The organism is Corynebacterium flavescens (assembly GCF_008693105.1).
Classification (GTDB): Bacteria; Actinomycetota; Actinomycetes; order Mycobacteriales; family Mycobacteriaceae; genus Corynebacterium; species Corynebacterium flavescens.
Window position 1 is genome coordinate 12,641 of the sequence record NZ_VXKK01000020.1, and the last position, 17,308, is coordinate 29,948.

Here is a 17,308-nt window from a genome sequence, read left to right on the forward strand (position 1 = left end):
TGCCAGGAAACGCGCCAGTCGTATGAGCGCAAGGCTCAAGGAGCGCTTAAATCCGCAAGCGGAGCGCAGCACCGAGCCCGACTATGCCCTCATCGACATCATCAGGGTCCCACGGGATGAAAGCTCCAGTCCGTGGCGTCAGTTGGGCTATCGTGCGCTGTGGGCCTTCGGCCTCGTTGTCTTTGTTACCTTCGTGGTCTACTTCGACGGCGAGGGATATAGCGAAGATATTTCCTTGCTCGATGCCGCATACTATGCCGCGGTTTCGCTGACCACGGTGGGCTACGGGGACATAGTGCCCGTCACCCCACAGGCTCGTTTCATCAACCTCATTATCATCACCCCGGCCCGCCTCGTCTTCTTGGTTTTGTTGGTCGGTGCCACCTTGTCAGTCCTGACCGATAAAGCGCGTAGGACCTTCGAGATCCAGAATTGGAGAAAGCAATTGCGTAACCATACCGTTGTCATCGGCTACGGCACCAAGGGCGCAGGGGCGGTCTCCGCGCTGCTGGCGGATGGTGTTGCAGCTTCGCAGATCGTGGTCATCGATTCCAACCGCGCTTCTCTCGCACATGCCGAGCACCACGGCCTCGTCACCATCTATGGCTCGGGCACCAAGCAGGACATCTTGAAAATCGCCGGCGTCGAGCATGCGCAGTCTATCGTGGTCACCCCGTCCACGGACGATACCGCCGTGCTGTGCACGCTCTCCGTGCGCGAGCTTAATCCCAAGGCCAAGATCGTCGCCTCCGTCCGTGAGTCCGAGAATCGCCACTTGCTGCGCCAATCGGGAGCGGATTCCGTGGTCACCTCCGCAGAGACTGCTGGGCGCATGCTGGGGCTGGCTACCGTTACGCCCACGGTGGTGGAAATGATGGAGGATCTGCTTTCCCCGAATGAGGGATTCTCCGTGGCCGAGCGCCCCGTCCGCGAGTTTGAGGTGGGCTCTAACCCGCGTCACCTCGCGGATATAGTCTTGGCTGTGTTGCGCAACAATGACCTCCACCGCGTCGATACCGCGGACGCCTCGGCGCTGAAGCCGGGGGACCGCTTGCTCTATATCAAGCACGATATGGAACGCCCCGTGGAGGTCACAGAAAAGGACGAGGAGGACTAGGTGTACTTGCCAGTAACCGCTACTGGGCACGTGCCCGTTGACGGTACAGGTCTGCCGCTTTTTCTTCCCGCGCCCACGGGCCAGATTCAGGTCGCACTCCAGGGTTTCGTTGCTTTCTTGATCGAGGATTCCGCTGCGGCCCGGCTAGGCCAGCTACACGATGCACCTTATTTCGCAGCGAATCCGCAGATCCTGCGGGCCATTGCGCTCATCCGCAACCGTCGCGAGCAGCGCTTCGATCCACGCACTGGCAAGCCTCTCGAGTTCCCAGAACCGGGTATCGTAGGCCACGATGCTGATGACGCGAACCGGCAGGTCTTTCCACGGCTGGATCCAGCGGTCATTGGACTCATTACTCTGGCCGGCAGCGAGCGCATTCTTCTCGCCCGCAACCGTCAGCGCTCCGGTTTTTACTCCCTCATCGCTGGTTATGTTGAGTCCGGAGAAAGCCTAGAAGAGGCCTTTAGGCGCGAAGCTCTGGAGGAAACGGGGCGCCGAGTCGATGACGTCACCTATTGGGGCTCGCAGCCGTGGCCCCCAAGTGGCTCCATCATGCTCGGGTTTTCTGCGGTGACGGAGGATGTCCACGCCACCTGCGATTCTGACGGGGAGTTGGAAGAGATTCGGTGGGTATCTCGCAGGGAGCTTCCCTCCCTGCCCATTGCCCGCCCGGGATCAATCGCACACAAAATGATCATGGAGTGGTATCACGGTGATTAAACCGGACTTGTCCCTATTAGATGAGGATCAACGGCGCGCGGCCGTCGCGCCTCGTGGCCCCGTCTGCATTCTGGCTGGCGCGGGTACGGGAAAGACCCGCACAATTACCTACCGCATCGCCAACTTGGTAGACCAAGGCTTCGTCAACCCGCAGCGCGTCCTCGCAGTGACTTTCACCGCGCGCGCCGCTGGAGAGATGCGGGATCGCCTTGCCGCCATGGGGGTCGGGGGAGTCCAAGCCCAGACTTTTCACGCCGCTGCGCGGCGTCAGCTGCGCTACTTCTGGCCACAGGTAGCCGGTGACCTGCCTTGGCAGCTCATAGACAATAAGTTCTCCTTGGTTGGCCGTGCGGTTCGTTCGCTGGGGGCAGATAACTCCAAGGATTCGATCAAGGACTTCCTTTCAGAAATCGAGTGGGCCAAGTCCTCGCTCATCAGCGCGGATTCCTACCCGGAGGTCATCGCCACCACGGCGCGGGAGGCGCCCACGGATCCGGCCAAGGTCGCTGAGGTCTATCGGCGCTACGAGCAACTCAAGTCCACGCCGGAACGCATGCTGTTGGACTTCGATGATCTCTTGATGCACATCGCCGGAGCGATTGAGAACGTCCCTGGCGTCGCCGAGGTATTCCGGGAGCAATACCGCACCTTCGTCGTGGATGAGTACCAGGACGTGACGCCCCTCCAGCAGCGCGTGCTCAACGCCTGGCTGGGGGATAGGGATGATCTGACCGTGGTGGGGGATGCCAATCAGACCATCTACTCCTTCAACGGGGCCTCGCCGGAGTACCTCTTGGACTTTTCGCGGACCTACCCAGAAGCCACCGTCGTCAAGCTTCAGCGGGACTACCGCTCCACCCCGCAGGTCACGGGACTGGCCAATACTGTCATTGGCAAGGCTACCGGGCGTGCTGCGGGCACCCGGCTGGAACTGCAGGGCATGCGTGAGCCCGGTCCGGAGCCTACTTTCCGTGCCTATGAATCGGAAGAAAATGAGGCCAAGGAGGTCGCGGGTCAGATCCTCACGTTGCTGGCGCAGGGCGTGCGCGCCTCCGAGATCGCTATCTTGTACCGCATTAACGCGCAATCCGAGCCTTTCGAGCAGGCCTTGGCGGATGCCGGCATAATATACCAGGTGCGCGGAGGCGAGGGTTTCTTCCGGCGCCCCGAGATCCTCGAGGCCATCCGCGTACTCATCGCGGCCTCGCGCCGTGAAGATTTGCCTGATGATCCGGTAGCCATTGCCCGCGCGGCCTTCGTCGAGCTCGGTCTAAGCGCCACCGAGCCCCAAGGTGCGCAGGCCCGGGAGCGCTGGCAATCGCTCAATGCATTAGTTGATCTCATCGCCCAGATTGTGAGTGATAGCCCTGATTTTGATCTACCTGCGGTCTTGGGGGAGCTGAAGCGCAGGGCTGATGCCAAGCAGAACCCCACCATGGAGGGCGTCACCTTAGCTACTCTGCACGCGGCCAAAGGCCTGGAGTGGGATGCAGTATTCCTCGTTGGTTTGACGGAGAAGCTGCTGCCCATCAACCACGCCATCAAGGCCGGAGATGAGCAGATCGAAGAGGAACGCCGGCTGTTTTACGTGGGAATTACCCGGGCGAGAGTGCACCTGGCGTTGTCGTGGGCCCTGGCCAAGAGCACAGGCTCGCGGGCTTCACGTGAGCGCACCCGCTTTCTCGACGGGATTGTCCCTGAGGTGGCGCAATCACATACGGCAGGGCGCAAGTACCGCCCGCAGCGATGCCGGGTATGCCGCGGCGAGCTGCAAACGCCGGCCGAGAAAGTTCTGGGTCGGCACGAGGACTGTGAGTATCAGGGGGACGAGGAGGTATTCAGCGCCTTGCGTGCCTGGCGTTCGCGTGCGGCGCGGGACGCCAAGGTGCCGGCCTACGTAATCTTTTCGGATGCCACTTTGCGCGCACTCTCTGAGGATCTACCAGGCAGTGATGCGGAGATGCTCGATGTGGCTGGCGTCGGCCCCGCCAAGCTTGAGCGCTACGGCGCCGAGGTCCTCGAGGTTATTCGCGCAACAAGGGGCTAATGGCCTGCAAGGCCCCGCTAAAGCACACGGGGCAGCGGCGGTGCTCGTTGAGGAAGCGCTGCTGGTTGCGCCCGTAGACATCGACCTCGAGTACTTCTCCGTTAAGCATGGTGGCGCCGCTTGCGCCTGGCGGAAGGGGCCGGCCCGCTAGTTTGCGGATCTGGATGAGGGCCTGGGCGGCGACGGCCTGTATCGCTGCCGGGTCCGCAATTCCAGGGGTCTGCGCCAGCTGTTGGGAGACGTGGTGCCAGCGCGGATCTGCATCTACGCGGTGTAGGTGTGCACACAGCGGGCACGGGCCCTGCTCACCGCGGCGCAGCGGGCCGATGAATCCACGGGAGTCGAGCAAGGAGACCGGTAACCAGGTGAGTCCGTGGCCATCAAGCGCGTTGGCTGTGTCCACGGGATCCGCCAGGAAGTCCACGGCGACAACCGGAATATCCGAATCGAGGCTTGACGCATAGGAGCCCAGAGATTCCTCTCCCAACGGCGTGCGCAGCTCAAAGCCATCGGACTGCGCCATGGCGCGCAGTCGCCCTGCTAGGACGGAATCCCCGAGGATGGTGAGGTAGCTCGCCATCGCCGGGGGCCTGAGAATGCCATATCCCACCAGGTCCGCGACGAGGCTGGAAGAAGCCATGACCCCCAGGCCACAGTCCCGCAGGTCCTCGATGATGCGTGCGCGTGGGGCGGGCTCAGCCAGCGCGTTCAGGACGGCGGCAACCTCTGTGGCTCCTTTTACCTCGATGAGACCCATACGAGTTGCGTCTGCGCCAAATTGCACCACGCCCGGCTCGCGCACCACAGCTTGGCAGCCATATGTCAGCTGCAGTAGTTCTCCGCCTTGGTATTCGTCATACATTCGCGTTGAGTCTTTCTCCCCTTGGTGTTCTCGAGTTGGACTCCTCGAGACTGCGTGACACCCCCTGCCCCGCAGATAGGCACCATTGCACCACAGGTAGAATCTGCTGTCATGTCGAGTGCCCAGATTCCCGTGGACGTTATCCGTTCTGCCCGCCGCCGGCGCACGGTGCAAGCGCGCGTGACCGACGGAGTGCTGCAGGTGCGCATTCCGGCATGGATGTCGCGCGAAGAAGAGGCCCAGGCTGTCGCCGACATGCGCGCGCGGCTAGAACGCAAGCATAAAAGCCGGCACTCCTCTGATGAAGACTTGGCTCGCCGGGCACGGGAGCTCAATGAGCGCTACCTCGCTGGCCGCGCCACTTTTAGCTCCATCAGGTGGGTGAGTAATCAGAATTCGCGCTGGGGTAGTTGCACCACGGGAACAGGTGAGATTCGCATCAGCGACCGCCTGCGTGACGTGCCCGATTATGTGGTGGAAGCCGTGATCATTCATGAGCTCACGCATACCTTCATCCCCGGTCACGGAACCGAGTTCTGGGATTGGGCGGATAAAGCCCCGCAAGCCGAAAGGGCAAAAGGATACCTCGAGGCCTATCAGCGTTTTAGCGCCGAGGCCCCGAGGTAGTTAAAGCGGGACTTTCTTAGCCCTCGTTCTTTTCGCCGTTGTCCTTATCGCCCTTGTCGCTGTCGTCACCGGTGTTCTTATTTTCGGTGTCACCATCACTGGCGTTGCCTTCAGCGCCGCTGTCTTGCTCACGCAGCATCTGCTCAAGCTTGGCAAACTCCTGCTCGAAGCCCTCATCCGTGGAATCATCCAGGAGGGAATCGATGAATGCGGCGGGGTTATCGATGTTGTCTGCGGTGGGCAGGAAGTCCGCGTGATCCCACGTCTTATCACGCTGCTCAGGACCGACGGCCACGGTGGCGCGGTGCCACAACTCTGCTGCCTCGGACACCTTTGGTGCACTGAGTTCGATGCCCACGACCTTCGAAAGGGCTTGGTCGGCGGAGCCTCCGCTAACGCGGCGCCGTGCCCAAGCCTCGGTCAAGGCGGCGGTGGAGGGGATGCGCTCGCCCAAAGCCTCGGAGACAACGTGCTCGACCCAGCCCTCGACCAAGGCCAGCAAAGTCTCTAGGCGTGCGGCGGCGGCCGCGTTACGAGAACTGATCTTGGGGGAAAGATCCATGCCCTGCAGCTTGCCAATGGCATCTTGGATGGCTTGGGGGTCTCCCGATTCTAGGTTGAGATCGCGCGCTGCTTCCTCGATGTGAGAAGTATCGATAACTAGGCCCATGGCGTATTCCTCGACGGAGGAAACGATGCGCTCCACTAACCAAGGAACGTGCTTGAACAGGCGCTGGCGAGCTGCCTCACGTGCAGCCACATAGACTAAGACCTCCTGGGCTGGAATGTCCAGGCCGGCGCTGGCTTTTTGGATATTCTGCGGCAACAACGCGGTCACTCCAGCAGGCGCGATGGGCAGCCCGAAGTCCGAGCCAGTCAAAGCCTGGGAGGCCAGATCCCCTAAAGCGTGCCCAAGTTGCATGCCGAAGTTCATGCCAGACATCTGGTTCATCATCTGCGAAAGAGGACCCATCATGTTCCGGGCTTCTTCAGGCATGGACTCCAGCTGAGCATCATTCATGTGCTTGGCCACGGGGGAGACCATGCGCTGCCACATGGGCAACGTAGCCTCGAGCCACTCCACGGAGTTCCATGCGCTCACTGTGCCAGAAGCGGTGGGTAACGTCGTGGCGTCATCGAGCCACAATTCCGCAAGGCGCACTGATTCCTCTACGGCGCGTGCGTCTTCCGGACTGACGGGCTTGCTAGCAGAGATCTCCTGCATGGCGATCCGCTTTGCCAGATCGTAATTAACCGGCCCAGCACCGCCCTCAGAGTTCATGGAGGAGCCCATGCCGGATAGCATCTGACCGAATTGGTTCAGCATGTCGCCGAGCCCGCCACCGCCGGCGCCGAAGTTAAAGCCCCCGAAGGGGTTGTGGTCGCGGCGGCCGTCGTTGTCATCGTCGTCATCACTATTGGGGAAGGAAAAACCGAATCCTTTGCTCATGCGTCCCAATGTACCGATACTCGCGCTCACTATTCTATGAAGCGCGCAACGCTGACAGCGAACACAGATAACTCCGAATAAAACGTTGTAGGCTAAGGCCTCGTGAAATCAGCAGCAAACCGTCGACGCCGCACCCTCGTCTTGGGTGCTATCCCCGTCGTGCTTACCGGAGCATTGGTGAGTATCGATCGTATTCCGGGAACAGACATCTCCCTGACTGTTCCCTACGCGGCCGAGGGGCCAGGGCCCACAGTGAATACGCTGGGGGATGTCGATGGAGTGCAGGTAGTCGCGGTTAAAGCCCCGCACGTCTATGACACAGACGGCAACCTAAATATGACCACCGTGTCCGTGCGTACCAATATGACTCTTGCACAGGCCTTTGGCCGCTGGTTGTTTACGGATGACACCATCGTGCCCATCGAGACCGTCATTCCGCAGAATATGACTGATGAGGAAGTAGAACAGTCCAACAAGCAGGCTTTTACTGAGTCTGAATCTGCCGCCACCGTAGCGGCTATGAATTATCTCGACCTTCCTCTAAAGATTAAGGTCGTCGACGTGCTTGATGGTTCCCCCGCGTCAGGCAAGATTCAAAAAGACGACGAAGTAACAGCCATCGATGGCGAGGAAGTGACCGAGCCCGGGCAGGTTCAAGATCGCATCCGCGCCAAACAGCCGGGCGACAGCGTAGAGGTGAGCGTTTTGCGGGGTGGGAAAGAGCTCACAAGTGCGGTGACCCTCGGTTCCTCGCCTGCTGATAAGAAGGTATCGTTCCTCGGCCTGAGCATGCTGTCTGAGCCTGCGGAGGACATCACCGTGGACTACAATCTCCAGGACATTGGCGGCCCCTCGGCGGGAATGATGTTCACCCTCGCGGTCATCGACAAGCTTTCCCCCGGGGATCTCAACGGCGGCAAGTTCGTGGCCGGAACTGGCACGATCGACGAAAGTGGCACCGTGGGGCCCATTGGAGGCATCGAACACAAGGTGCGGGCGGCCGAGGAAGCAGGGGCGCAGATCTTCTTAGCCCCGGCAGACAACTGCGCGGAGGCTACCAAGGGCGCAAACGGAGACATGGTGATAGCCAAGGTGAAAAGCCTGCAGGATGCGACCACCGCCATGGACAACTTCTCCCAAGGAAAACCTGTAGAGACCTGCCAGGCGGGGTAGAGGAAGTCCCCGGCGAAGGGACGAAGCCTAAGCGAGGCCTAGCTCTTTAATCCTGTCCTCGGGATCTTCCTGGTCGGTCGAAATCATCTGCTGCATCACCAGTCCTTCCTTATTATCTACGACGGTGATGACCGCGGTAGTGCCCAGAGTGGACCAACCCACGACGCGGTCGCCGTCATCTTCCACGACGCGAGAGCTGCGCAGCTCGGTGAGCACCTGCGTGGTCTGCGAGGCCTTGGATTGCGACTTAAAGAACTGGAATTGGCCAATTTCCGGGCCAGAGCAGTTATAGGAATCTTTGACCCCGGCTGGATCGCAGCGATCGAACTCGGCGAATACCGTATCCGGGGCAAGCGAGCCGAAGATCTTCTGTGCATCCGCCACCGACTTGACCTGCCGGGATTCCGAGCGCGTGGAGTCTGCAGGTTCGCTGCTTTGCGAAGCCGCCTCCTCGGAACGGTTTCCAGATTCAGAGGCGGAAGCCTCAGTGGATGAAGCGCTAGCGGAAGAGTCCTGTGCAGAGGTAGAGCTGGCCGTAGTCTCCGGGGTAGAGGAGTCGGATGCGGCGGGATCCTCGTCTCGGGTGGAGCAACCCGCCAGAAACAGCCCCAAGGAGAGGCCGAGCGCGGCGGCGCCGGTCAAGCGGTGGACAGCGCGGTTGCGCACGATAGGACTCCTTGCATACGTACTTAAGTGTTGGTGCCTTTAGCGAGGTCGCCGGAAAGGCAACCCGGTCTATTAGTCTAGTCGAGTTCTTCCGGTTCTTGTTCCAAACCGTATCGAAGGGCGGCGATGATCCCCGGCGCCACGTCCGGCCCGCCCCGCAACTGGATCTCGTCCTGCGCGAAGGGGCCTGCCTGCGCCAGATCTTCCTCGGTCGGGCGCAGCTGAAGCAGCGTCAACTCCACGCCTTCCTCACGGAGGACACCGGAGAACAGGCGGGCGGGACTCGGTTTCGCTGCGGGGTTCGACGTATCGCGAAAGACAATTTCCTGGGCGAGGATGACCCCCGCGACCTCGGGAGGCCAGGCCAAACGCGATACGTAGTCCGCAAGTTGCTCGGAACCAGGCTCGATGTTGTCGGGAAGAGAATCTTGGACCACGAGAGTCAGCGGTGAATCATCCGCTTCGTCCCATTGGCCTAGTTGCTCTGCCAGCAGCTCGGTCGGCACGAGGGCGAATAGGGAAGGCCGCGCGTCCCAGCCCTCGCCGTGGACAAATTCGACGGCTTCACGCATGGCCTTGTTGAGAGCGGGCTGGGAGATTCCGGGGGAACTCATAAACATCCTTATTCGTTATCTGTGTATTGCTTCCCTAAGCTGGAAGTCTATACCGGTAATATTCATACGATTTTGATTGGAGCTGGCGTTGGTCTCTGGACTATCCCAACCCGCGGCCCCTATGAAGCGACCCCCTCGTGCGCTCACGTGGGTCGTGGCTATCATAGCCATCCTATTGTTCGTCGGGCCTTTGGCCGTCGGCGTTTACACGGACTGGAGGTGGTTCGGGGCAATCGAGTATCGCAACGTCTTTACCAAGACAATTCTCGCGCGCATCGTCCTCTTCGCGGTCTTTGCGCTCGTCAGCGGCGCCGTCGTGTGGCTGGCCGGCTACCTAACCTGGCGTGGGCGCCCTGATGAGTTCGATATCGGGGATCTCAATTCTCCGGTGCATCAGTATCGCCGTTCCATTGAGAAGGGCATGCACCTTTTCTTCCGGGTGGTTCCCTTCATCGTTGGCATCGTCGCCGGCATCTTGGGCCAGTCCGCATGGCGCGACGTTTTGCTCTTCCTCAACCGTCACCCCTTCGGCGTTGAAGATCCGCAGTTCGGCAACGATCTGGGCTTCTATGCCTTTAGCTTGTCCATGTGGCAGCTGCTCGTCAGCACGCTGTCGGTGCTCACTGCAGTTGCTTTCCTTATCGCATTGTTTGGACACTACATCCTCGGCGGCATCCGCATTGGTAACCGTTCCGCAGGCATCACCGGTGCCATCTCCCGTCCTGCTCGCGTCCAGCTCGCGGTGACCGCAGGTATCTGGATGCTCCTGCAGGTAGCAAAATACTGGTTCGAGCGCTATGAGCTGCTTTACGCAGATCACGCACTTTTCACCGGTGCTTCTTATACGGACATCAACGCCTACCTGCCGGCGAAGATTATCTTGATGATCATCGCCGTATTCGTCGCAATCGCGTTGTTTATGGCCCTCGTAGTCAAGGACCTTCGCATCCCCGGACTTGCGGTTGTGTTGATGCTCCTTTCCTCGCTCATCATCGGTCAGGCATGGCCGCTGCTCATGGAGCAGTTCTCGGTGCAGCCTAACCGTCAGGCCAAGGAAGCGGAGTCCATCGGGCGCAACATTGAGTCCACGCGCTACGCCTATGGCCTCACCGATGAGGACGTGACCTACGAGCGCAACTGGGGCGCTAGCGAGGTCGCTGACTCTGAGGTAGCCTCCGAGTCCGCCACGATCTCCAACCTGCGCCTTCTTGATCCGGATGTTTTGCCTCCGACCTTTACTCAGATGCAGCAGCTGAAGAACTTCTACGGCTTCCCCAGCCCGCTGGCCATGGACCGCTATGAGGTCGATGGCGAGATGCGGGACTTCGTGGTCGCCGCGCGCGAGCTAGATCCCAATGAGCTGCGTGAGAACCAGTCGAACTGGATCAACCGCCACACTGTATATACCCACGGCAACGGCTTTGTCGCCGCACAAGCAAATACCGTCGATGAAGTAGCGCGTGACGCCGGATCTGCCCGCGGTGGTTTCCCCGTCTTTACAGTCTCCGATCTTCAGACCAAGGCCGGCAAGGCCCAAGGTGAGGGAGAGACCAAGGATGCTGAGGAATCCCTGGGCATCCACGTCGACCAGCCGCGCACTTACTTCGGTCCTGTCATCGCCTCGGCGCAGGACGGACTGGACTATGCCATCGTCGGACAGACGGGTGATGAACCGGTTGAGTATGACACCGATTCCTCCACTTACACCTATGACGGAACGGGCGGAGTCTCCATCGGGAACGTCTTTGACCGCGCCGCCTATGCGCTTAAGTACCAGGAGATGAACTTCCTGCTCTCGGATCGAGTGGGCGAGGATTCCAAGATCCTCTATGACCGTGACCCGCGTGAGCGCGTCGAGAAGGTTGCCCCCTGGCTGACCACGGACTCTTCCACCTATCCTGCCGTCATTGATGGCCGCATCAAGTGGATAGTTGATGGATACACCACCCTTGACGCCCTGCCTTATTCTCAGCGCACCTCGCTGACGGAAACTACGCAGGATGCTCAGAACCCGGACGGCACGAGCCAGCGCCTCATCAATGACAACGTTGGTTACATCAGGAACTCGGTCAAGGCTACGGTTGATGCCTACGACGGCACGGTAGACCTCTACGAGTTCGACACTGAAGACCCAGTCCTCAAGGCTTGGGAGGGCGTGTTCCCCAACGTGGTGAAGCCCAACTCTGATATCTCGGCTGAGCTGCGTGATCACTTCCGATACCCGGAGGATATGTTTAAGGTTCAGCGCACGCTTCTGGCCCGCTACCACGTTGATGACCCAGGGGTATTCTTCAACAACGACGCATTCTGGTCCGTTCCTGAAGATCCTACTGCCGGCGAAAATGAAGGCCTCAACCAGCCGCCGTACTACGTGATGGCCGCCGATCCCAAGACCGGCAAACCTAGCTTCCAGCTGATCACCTCTTATCGTGGACTTAACCGTCAGTTCCTCTCGGCACACATGGCTGTTTCCTCCGACCCGGAGACTTATGGCAAGTTCACCGTGCGTGTCCTTCCCACTAATACTCAGACCCAGGGTCCGAAGCAGGCGCAGGATGCCATGATGTCCTCGGACCAGGTCGCGCGTGACCGCACTCTGTGGGAGGGCTCCAACGACCTGCACAACGGCAATCTGCTGGCATTGCCGGTTGGTGGGGGAGAGATTCTCTACGTCGAGCCCATCTACTCGCAGCGCAAGGGCCAAGAGTCTGCGTTCCCGAAGCTGCTGCGCGTACTCGTCTCCTATAAGGGACGGGTTGGCTACGCACCGACCATCGCCGAGGCGCTGGAGCAGGTTGGCATCGATGCCAAGGCTGCCCAAAGCATCGAGGAGGTTAGCGGTGACGGCGGGGATGCCTCTGCTGCCAAGGAAGGGGATGAAAAGCCCGCGGATTCTGCTCAGCCGGCGACTGCTCCTTCTTCCTCCAGCGAGGGCGAGGCAATTTCCAAGATCAATGATGCTTTGAAGAAGGTCGAGTCCGCCCGCAATGGTTCCTTCGAGGAATACGGCAAGGCACTCGATGAGCTCGACAAGGCAGTTGACGCGTACCAGTCACTTTCCAAGTAGTGACTGATTGCTCAAAGAGTGAAAGCGGCACCTGACCGGCTGATTTGGGAGGGTGCCGCTTCCTTATGTATAGTTACAGAAGTCGCCAGCACAGAGGGCTTAACTTTAAAAGGTTAGTTACTCGGTGTAGCGCAGATGGATGGAAGTCATCTCATCGCGGGGTGGAGCAGCTCGGTAGCTCGCTGGGCTCATAACCCAGAGGTCGTAGGTTCGAATCCTGCCCCCGCTACCAACTTCCGATTATCCTCTCGTCACCTTCGGGTGGGGAGAGGATTTTCTCGTATTCGGGTACAGTATTGGCTCGCACTGCTGCTAGGTGAGTCCGGTAATGATAGCGTTCAGGCATGAATATGCTCCTGTTGTCCCTTAACGTGGGCGCAGTCCCAGCCTTTCTGGAGCAGTGCGTGGGTGGGCTCGCCCGGCCACTGCGCCTCGGATACATCACCGATGCAGCGGAGGGGATGCCTTTCGCGGCTGCGGAGCGCACCGGCGTTGCGGAATTGGGCTACGAGTTGGTAGATATTTCTGCCCGGAGGGAAACTGCCGCTTCCTTCGCCGAGGTGCTTGGCAGCCTCGATGCCGTGTATGTAGCAGGAGGGGAAACCTTTCTCTTGCTTGAGGCATTGCGTTCCAACGGCACGGGGGACGTCCTTGCGGAGCGCGTGCGAGCGGGATTGCCTTATATAGGGTGCAGTGCAGGATCGATCATTACGGGGCCGTCAGTGACCCCGGCGGAGTTGATGGACAGCCGTGACGTCGCGCCTGGGCTCAGCAGTGATAGGGGGCTCGGCCTCATTGACAAGGTCATCGTTCCTCACGCAGACGGAAAGCTTCCCCCGTATCCGGCCGAGTTGATTGCGCGCATCGTTGAGACTTACGGGGACAAATATCCGCTGTTGCTGCTGCGTGACGGTCAAGCGCTGCACGTCAGCGGCGCTGCGGCGGAAGTCATCCCTTCACTGTGACAGAAAGTGAGAGTTGATTCACCCAGTGTTTTCCTAGGGATCATTTCCTGATCATGGACCTCCGATACTTTGTTGAGGTTCGTGAAAAGTTACTCTCCCTGGAAAGTGGTCAATAGTGAAGAAGTTCAGTCTCCTCGCAGCCCCGGTGGTGGCGTCGGCAGTGTTGTGCAGCAGCGTCGTGGCGGCAGGTGCCACCGAGGTCACGAGCTCCCCAGTCGTGGTCAATGAAGCGGAGTCCAATGGAGACCCCATCGGTGATTTCGTTGAACTGGCCAATAAGGACACCAACAACTCGGTGGACAGTGGGCTACGGGCTACCCAGAAGGCGGCGGCGCACCGGACGCGGAAGGCATAGTCGCCGCGCGCAATGGCGATATCTACCTGGCCACCGAGCGCAACAACGAAGATAAGAAGGCTTCCCGGCCCTCGATTCTTCGCTTTGCCAACCCCACTGGCAAGGAGGGCACGCAGAACGCACAGCAGGAGCGGAACCTCGCGATGTTCACGGGAGATATTCAGCCTAATGGCGGCTTGGAGGCGCTCGCGCAGCTGGAGGATGACGTCTTCGCCGCCGGTGTCGAGGAGACCGGTGACGTCCTCGTTGTCGATCTCAGCCAGGGGGAGCCGAGGCTTATGCAGCGATATTCTTCGCCTTTCAAGGGAGTAATGGCACTTGATTACAGCGCGGCTTCCAAGCAGCTCAGTGTCCTCTGTGACGAGATATGCGGGGGCGCCTCCCAGGTGTTGAACTGGGACGGAAATAAGCTCAGTGAGTCAGATGGAAAGATCTACGAGCGTCCGGAGAAGATGGGCAACTTCGCAAACGAGGGTTTTGCCAGCCACACAGACCAAGTTGAGTGCGAAGCCGGCGGTACTGTTACCGTCACCAGCTTCCTCTGGGCGGATGATGCCGCGACTGATGGTGTATCCTTGCGTTCCGCGCAGGTGCGTCATGGTGATTGTGCGCCTAAGCAGCCGACCCCGCCTACGGAGTCATCTCTTGGTTCTTCTTCCACCGACTTTTCTGCCGGTAGCGTCGTGGGAGCCCTCGTCGCAGCCTTGGCGGGCGTTGGCCTGGTCGGCGCGCTCGGTGCGATCCTCCCGCAGCTTCTGAAGGCATTCCCAGCCCTTAAGGCTTTCCTCCGCCTTTAGTGTGGCACCACTATGACTGAGTCCTAAAAGGCAAGTTTCAACGCCCTCGCGCCCCATATGCGAGGGCGTTTATGCGCCTTCGGAGGCTGTGAGCAACCACATAGAAGGGCTGCAGGATGCCCGTTTATGTGGGAAAATGCAACAAGAATTGTGCGGTGGGGGACTGTGAGGACTAATGGGATTTTCGTACGTTTTCTTAGCAACGACCTGCGGAGTACCGTAGAAGTCGTGCAGAAAACTCCGAGGAAATGGATACTCTCATGACCGCCCCCACTAAGGCACCAAAAGCCACACCGGTGCCCGAAACAACAGCAAAGCTGTATTTCAATTGGAAGAAGCTCCTCATCCCCCTCGTGGTCGGAGGAGCCATCGCGCTCATTCCGATTCCTGGTGACCTGGAGCCCCGCGCCTGGTACATGTTGGCACTCTTTGTAGCCACTATTGTGGCGATCATCGCCAAGGTTATGCCCATGGGTGCGGTGTGTTTGGTGGCGCTGACCCTCTCCGGTCTGCTGGGGCTGACCCCCATCAAGGCCGAGCAGGGCGATGTCGGAATGCTCTCGGGATTCGCCAATTCCACCATCTGGCTCATCGGCATCGCGATGTTCCTCTCTCGGGCCGTCATCAAGACTGGGCTTGGCCGGCGCATCGCGCTCTTCTTCGTTTCGGTATTCGGCAAGAAGATGATCGGCGTGGCCTATGGTTTCGCGCTTGCCGACGTCGTTATTGGCCCCGGCGTTCCCTCTGCCTCCGCGCGTGGTGGCGGAATCATGTACCCGATCATGCAATCGGTCGCCTCGGCCTATGGCTCTGAGGCCGGCCCCACAGCGCGCAAGGCAGGTGCCTTCCTGGCCATTGCCATCTCGCAGATTGACGCCATTGTCTGTGCAATGTTCTTGACCGCCATGGCTGGCAACCCCATCATGCAGTCCATGGCCGCCGACTACGGCGTGCATATCACCTGGACCTCATGGTTTGTGGGCGCTGTTGTCCCCGGCATCGTGGCGCTCATCGCCATTCCTTTCTTCCTCTACAAGGTCTATCCGCCAGAGATCAAGGATTCTCCTGAGATCGCCCAGTTTGCCAAGAAAGAACTCAAGGAAATGGGCCCCATGTCGCGGGCTGAGGCCATCTTGGCCGCGGACTTCGTGCTGCTGCTCTTCCTGTGGGTCGTAGGGGATATGGTCTTCGGCATCAACGCCACCGTCTCCGCTTTCATTGGCCTGGTTATCCTCATGCTGGCCTCCATCATGACCTGGGATGACATCATCAAAGAAAAGGGCGCGTGGAACACCATCTTCTGGTTCGCCGTGCTGGTCATGATGGCTGGAGCTCTGAACACTTATGGTGTGGTCGATTGGATCGCAAGCTCCATCGCTGGCTCTATCGGCGGGCTGTCCTGGCAGCTCGGACTGTTCATCTTGATTCTGGTATTCTTCTACACCCGCTATCTCTTTGCCTCTGCCACTGCGCACATTGCCGCGATGTACTCGGCCTTCCTTGCCACGGCAATAGCCCTGGGCGCTCCTCCCACCTTGGCGGCCATGGCACTGGCCTACACGGCCTTGCTCAACATGGGCCTGACCCAGTACTCGGGTGGCCCCGGCCCGGCTCTGTTCGGCTCCGGCTATAACTCGACCGGCCAGTGGTGGGGGTACAGCTTCTTGTGCTCGATTCCTTCCCTCGTCATCTGGTTCGTCGTCGGCGGCCTATGGTTCAAGGTGCTCGGCTGGTGGTAATGCTTTCGCTGCTTTAGCAGCCCACGTAGCTGGCCTAAGACCCCTCCGGTTCTTCCGGTGGGGTCTTTTCTGCTGCAGCAGCAATGGCTTGGGCCAGGACCAGATCTTGCCAGCCCATACCGGAGGTCTTGAATACCACGGGGCTCTCGCGGTTGAGGCTATGCCGGCCGGTGACGATGTCCTTGAATTCGATGAGCGAGCCGGCCTCGAGGCTGCCTTCTTCGATGGCCAGGATGACGTCTCCGCATTCGCGCAAAGCGTTAGCCGTGTCCTCGACGATGACCTGTGCGCTGCCCATGACATCGGAGCCGAGCTCGCGTTTATGGGGCTCATGGGAGCCCATTGCCACGATGATCGAGTCCTGGCGTGCTTCCGGGAGGCTAAAGAGTGGCTCAGCGGAGGTGGTACAGCACATCACGAGCTCTGCCTGCGCGAGTGCGGTCCGAGCCTTATCACTTCCCGCCTTCTGCCAATTGTCTAGGTCGGCGGCGGGAGATCGGCTGATAAAGGTGATGTCGATGTCGCGGCGGCCATTGATAAAGCTGCTCAAGGCCTCGGCGTGCCCCCGGGCTTGAGGCCCAGTGCCGAAGATGACGGTGGGCAGCGCAGTATCTTCTTCCTCGAGCAGCTGGCTGATCCCGGCCAGGGACAGTGCGGGGGTGCGCAACGTGGTCAGGGCGGCGCCGTCGATAATAGCGCGTGGGGAAAGCGTCGCTCCGTCGAAAAGCAGGTACTGCCCTTGGATGCGCGGAATGCCTTCGCCGAGGCTTTGTTCAGCGATTGTAAGCACCTTGATGCCGGCGCCGGTGTCCGTGGAGGAGGGCATGGTCAGCAGCTGGCCATGCGGAATGGGCACTGCTTGGCGGGGAGGGTTGGTGGAGGGCTCATAGCCCGTGGCGAGCGTGCGGCGGATGATCTCCACAGCAGTAGCGGGGGAGAGCCTGGCAAATACCTGTGCGGCGGAAATGAAGGGGATGTTGCGGCTCATAGGAAGAGTTTCTCCTTAGAATCTAGGAACTTTGGTTTATGGGCACCGGAATCCGTAGCCAATGGAGTGCCCCACCCTACCCAAGAAGGGCTGAACACTTTGTTGCCCGGACTGCGGGGCA

General features: G+C 59.9%; 15 protein-coding genes and 1 tRNA gene. 11 read left to right on the forward strand and 5 right to left on the reverse strand.

All coding sequences use genetic code 11. From position 1 onward, the window contains the following. The first annotated feature begins 22 nt into the window (after positions 1-22). From F4V60_RS03495 to F4V60_RS03505, 3 genes are read left to right on the forward strand one after another with little or no spacing between them, the layout of a single operon-like run. A complete protein-coding gene (locus tag F4V60_RS03495) occupies positions 23-1,117 on the forward strand; it encodes a potassium channel family protein (protein ID WP_075729355.1) in 1,095 nt (364 codons plus the stop codon). Beyond that, positions 1,118-1,837: an NAD(+) diphosphatase gene (locus tag F4V60_RS03500; protein WP_075729356.1), complete on the forward strand. Its 720-nt coding sequence runs from the start codon at positions 1,118-1,120 to the stop codon at positions 1,835-1,837. Then, on the forward strand, positions 1,830-3,884 hold the full coding sequence (locus F4V60_RS03505) for an ATP-dependent DNA helicase UvrD2 (RefSeq protein ID WP_075729357.1): 2,055 nt from the start codon (positions 1,830-1,832) through the stop codon (positions 3,882-3,884). The genes F4V60_RS03500 and F4V60_RS03505 overlap by 8 nt, the downstream gene beginning before the upstream one ends. Here the strand turns inward: F4V60_RS03505 and F4V60_RS03510 are convergent. After that, a complete protein-coding gene (locus F4V60_RS03510; RefSeq protein ID WP_075729358.1) occupies positions 3,862-4,746 on the reverse strand; it encodes a TOMM precursor leader peptide-binding protein in 885 nt (294 codons plus the stop codon). The genes F4V60_RS03505 and F4V60_RS03510 overlap by 23 nt on opposite strands. Before the next feature lie 111 nt (positions 4,747-4,857). On the opposite strand from F4V60_RS03510, the gene F4V60_RS03515 reads away from it, so the two are divergent. Then, positions 4,858-5,373, forward strand: coding sequence for a M48 metallopeptidase family protein (locus F4V60_RS03515; protein WP_075729359.1), 516 nt, complete (start codon positions 4,858-4,860; stop codon positions 5,371-5,373). Between the two features lie 16 nt (positions 5,374-5,389). Here F4V60_RS03515 and F4V60_RS03520 read toward each other — a convergent pair whose 3' ends face one another. Continuing rightward, positions 5,390-6,823, reverse strand: coding sequence for a zinc-dependent metalloprotease (locus tag F4V60_RS03520; RefSeq protein ID WP_075729360.1), 1,434 nt, complete (start codon positions 6,821-6,823; stop codon positions 5,390-5,392). A gap of 102 nt (positions 6,824-6,925) precedes the next feature. On the opposite strand from F4V60_RS03520, the gene F4V60_RS03525 reads away from it, so the two are divergent. Beyond that, the gene (locus F4V60_RS03525) at positions 6,926-7,996 is read left to right on the forward strand and encodes a YlbL family protein (RefSeq protein WP_075729361.1); all 1,071 of its coding nucleotides are present in this window, start codon (positions 6,926-6,928) and stop codon (positions 7,994-7,996) included. Positions 7,997-8,023: 27 nt separating this feature from the next. Here the strand turns inward: F4V60_RS03525 and F4V60_RS03530 are convergent, their stop codons facing one another. Together F4V60_RS03530 and F4V60_RS03535 are read right to left on the reverse strand one after the other, a co-directional pair. Continuing rightward, positions 8,024-8,662, reverse strand: a complete 639-nt coding sequence (locus tag F4V60_RS03530) for a beta-N-acetylglucosaminidase (protein ID WP_075729362.1) — start codon at positions 8,660-8,662, stop codon at positions 8,024-8,026. Between the two features lie 77 nt (positions 8,663-8,739). Beyond that, positions 8,740-9,276, reverse strand: a complete 537-nt coding sequence (locus tag F4V60_RS03535; RefSeq protein WP_075729363.1) for a PPA1309 family protein — start codon at positions 9,274-9,276, stop codon at positions 8,740-8,742. 121 nt (positions 9,277-9,397) lie between these two features. Here F4V60_RS03535 and F4V60_RS03540 point away from each other — a divergent pair, with 121 nt between their 5' ends. The 6 genes from F4V60_RS03540 to F4V60_RS03565 all read left to right on the forward strand — a co-directional run bounded on the left by F4V60_RS03540 (position 9,398) and on the right by F4V60_RS03565 (position 16,199). Continuing rightward, positions 9,398-12,343, forward strand: a complete 2,946-nt coding sequence (locus F4V60_RS03540) for a UPF0182 family protein (RefSeq protein ID WP_075729364.1) — start codon at positions 9,398-9,400, stop codon at positions 12,341-12,343. A gap of 155 nt (positions 12,344-12,498) precedes the next feature. Next, a tRNA-Met gene (locus F4V60_RS03545) sits at positions 12,499-12,575 on the forward strand. Positions 12,576-12,687: 112 nt separating this feature from the next. After that, the gene (locus tag F4V60_RS03550) at positions 12,688-13,308 is read left to right on the forward strand and encodes a Type 1 glutamine amidotransferase-like domain-containing protein (protein ID WP_075729365.1); all 621 of its coding nucleotides are present in this window, start codon (positions 12,688-12,690) and stop codon (positions 13,306-13,308) included. A 115-nt stretch (positions 13,309-13,423) separates the two neighbouring features. Next, a complete protein-coding gene (locus F4V60_RS03555; protein ID WP_075729366.1) occupies positions 13,424-13,663 on the forward strand; it encodes a hypothetical protein in 240 nt (79 codons plus the stop codon). 26 nt (positions 13,664-13,689) lie between these two features. Next, entirely contained in the window at positions 13,690-14,460 is a 771-nt protein-coding gene (locus F4V60_RS03560) for a hypothetical protein (RefSeq protein ID WP_232316004.1), read from the forward strand. Between the two features lie 260 nt (positions 14,461-14,720). Beyond that, positions 14,721-16,199, forward strand: coding sequence for a DASS family sodium-coupled anion symporter (locus F4V60_RS03565; RefSeq protein WP_075729368.1), 1,479 nt, complete (start codon positions 14,721-14,723; stop codon positions 16,197-16,199). 34 nt (positions 16,200-16,233) lie between these two features. Here the strand turns inward: F4V60_RS03565 and F4V60_RS03570 are convergent, their stop codons facing one another. Then, entirely contained in the window at positions 16,234-17,187 is a 954-nt protein-coding gene (locus F4V60_RS03570; protein WP_075729369.1) for an ornithine cyclodeaminase family protein, read from the reverse strand. Between the last annotated feature and the right edge of the window lie 121 nt (positions 17,188-17,308).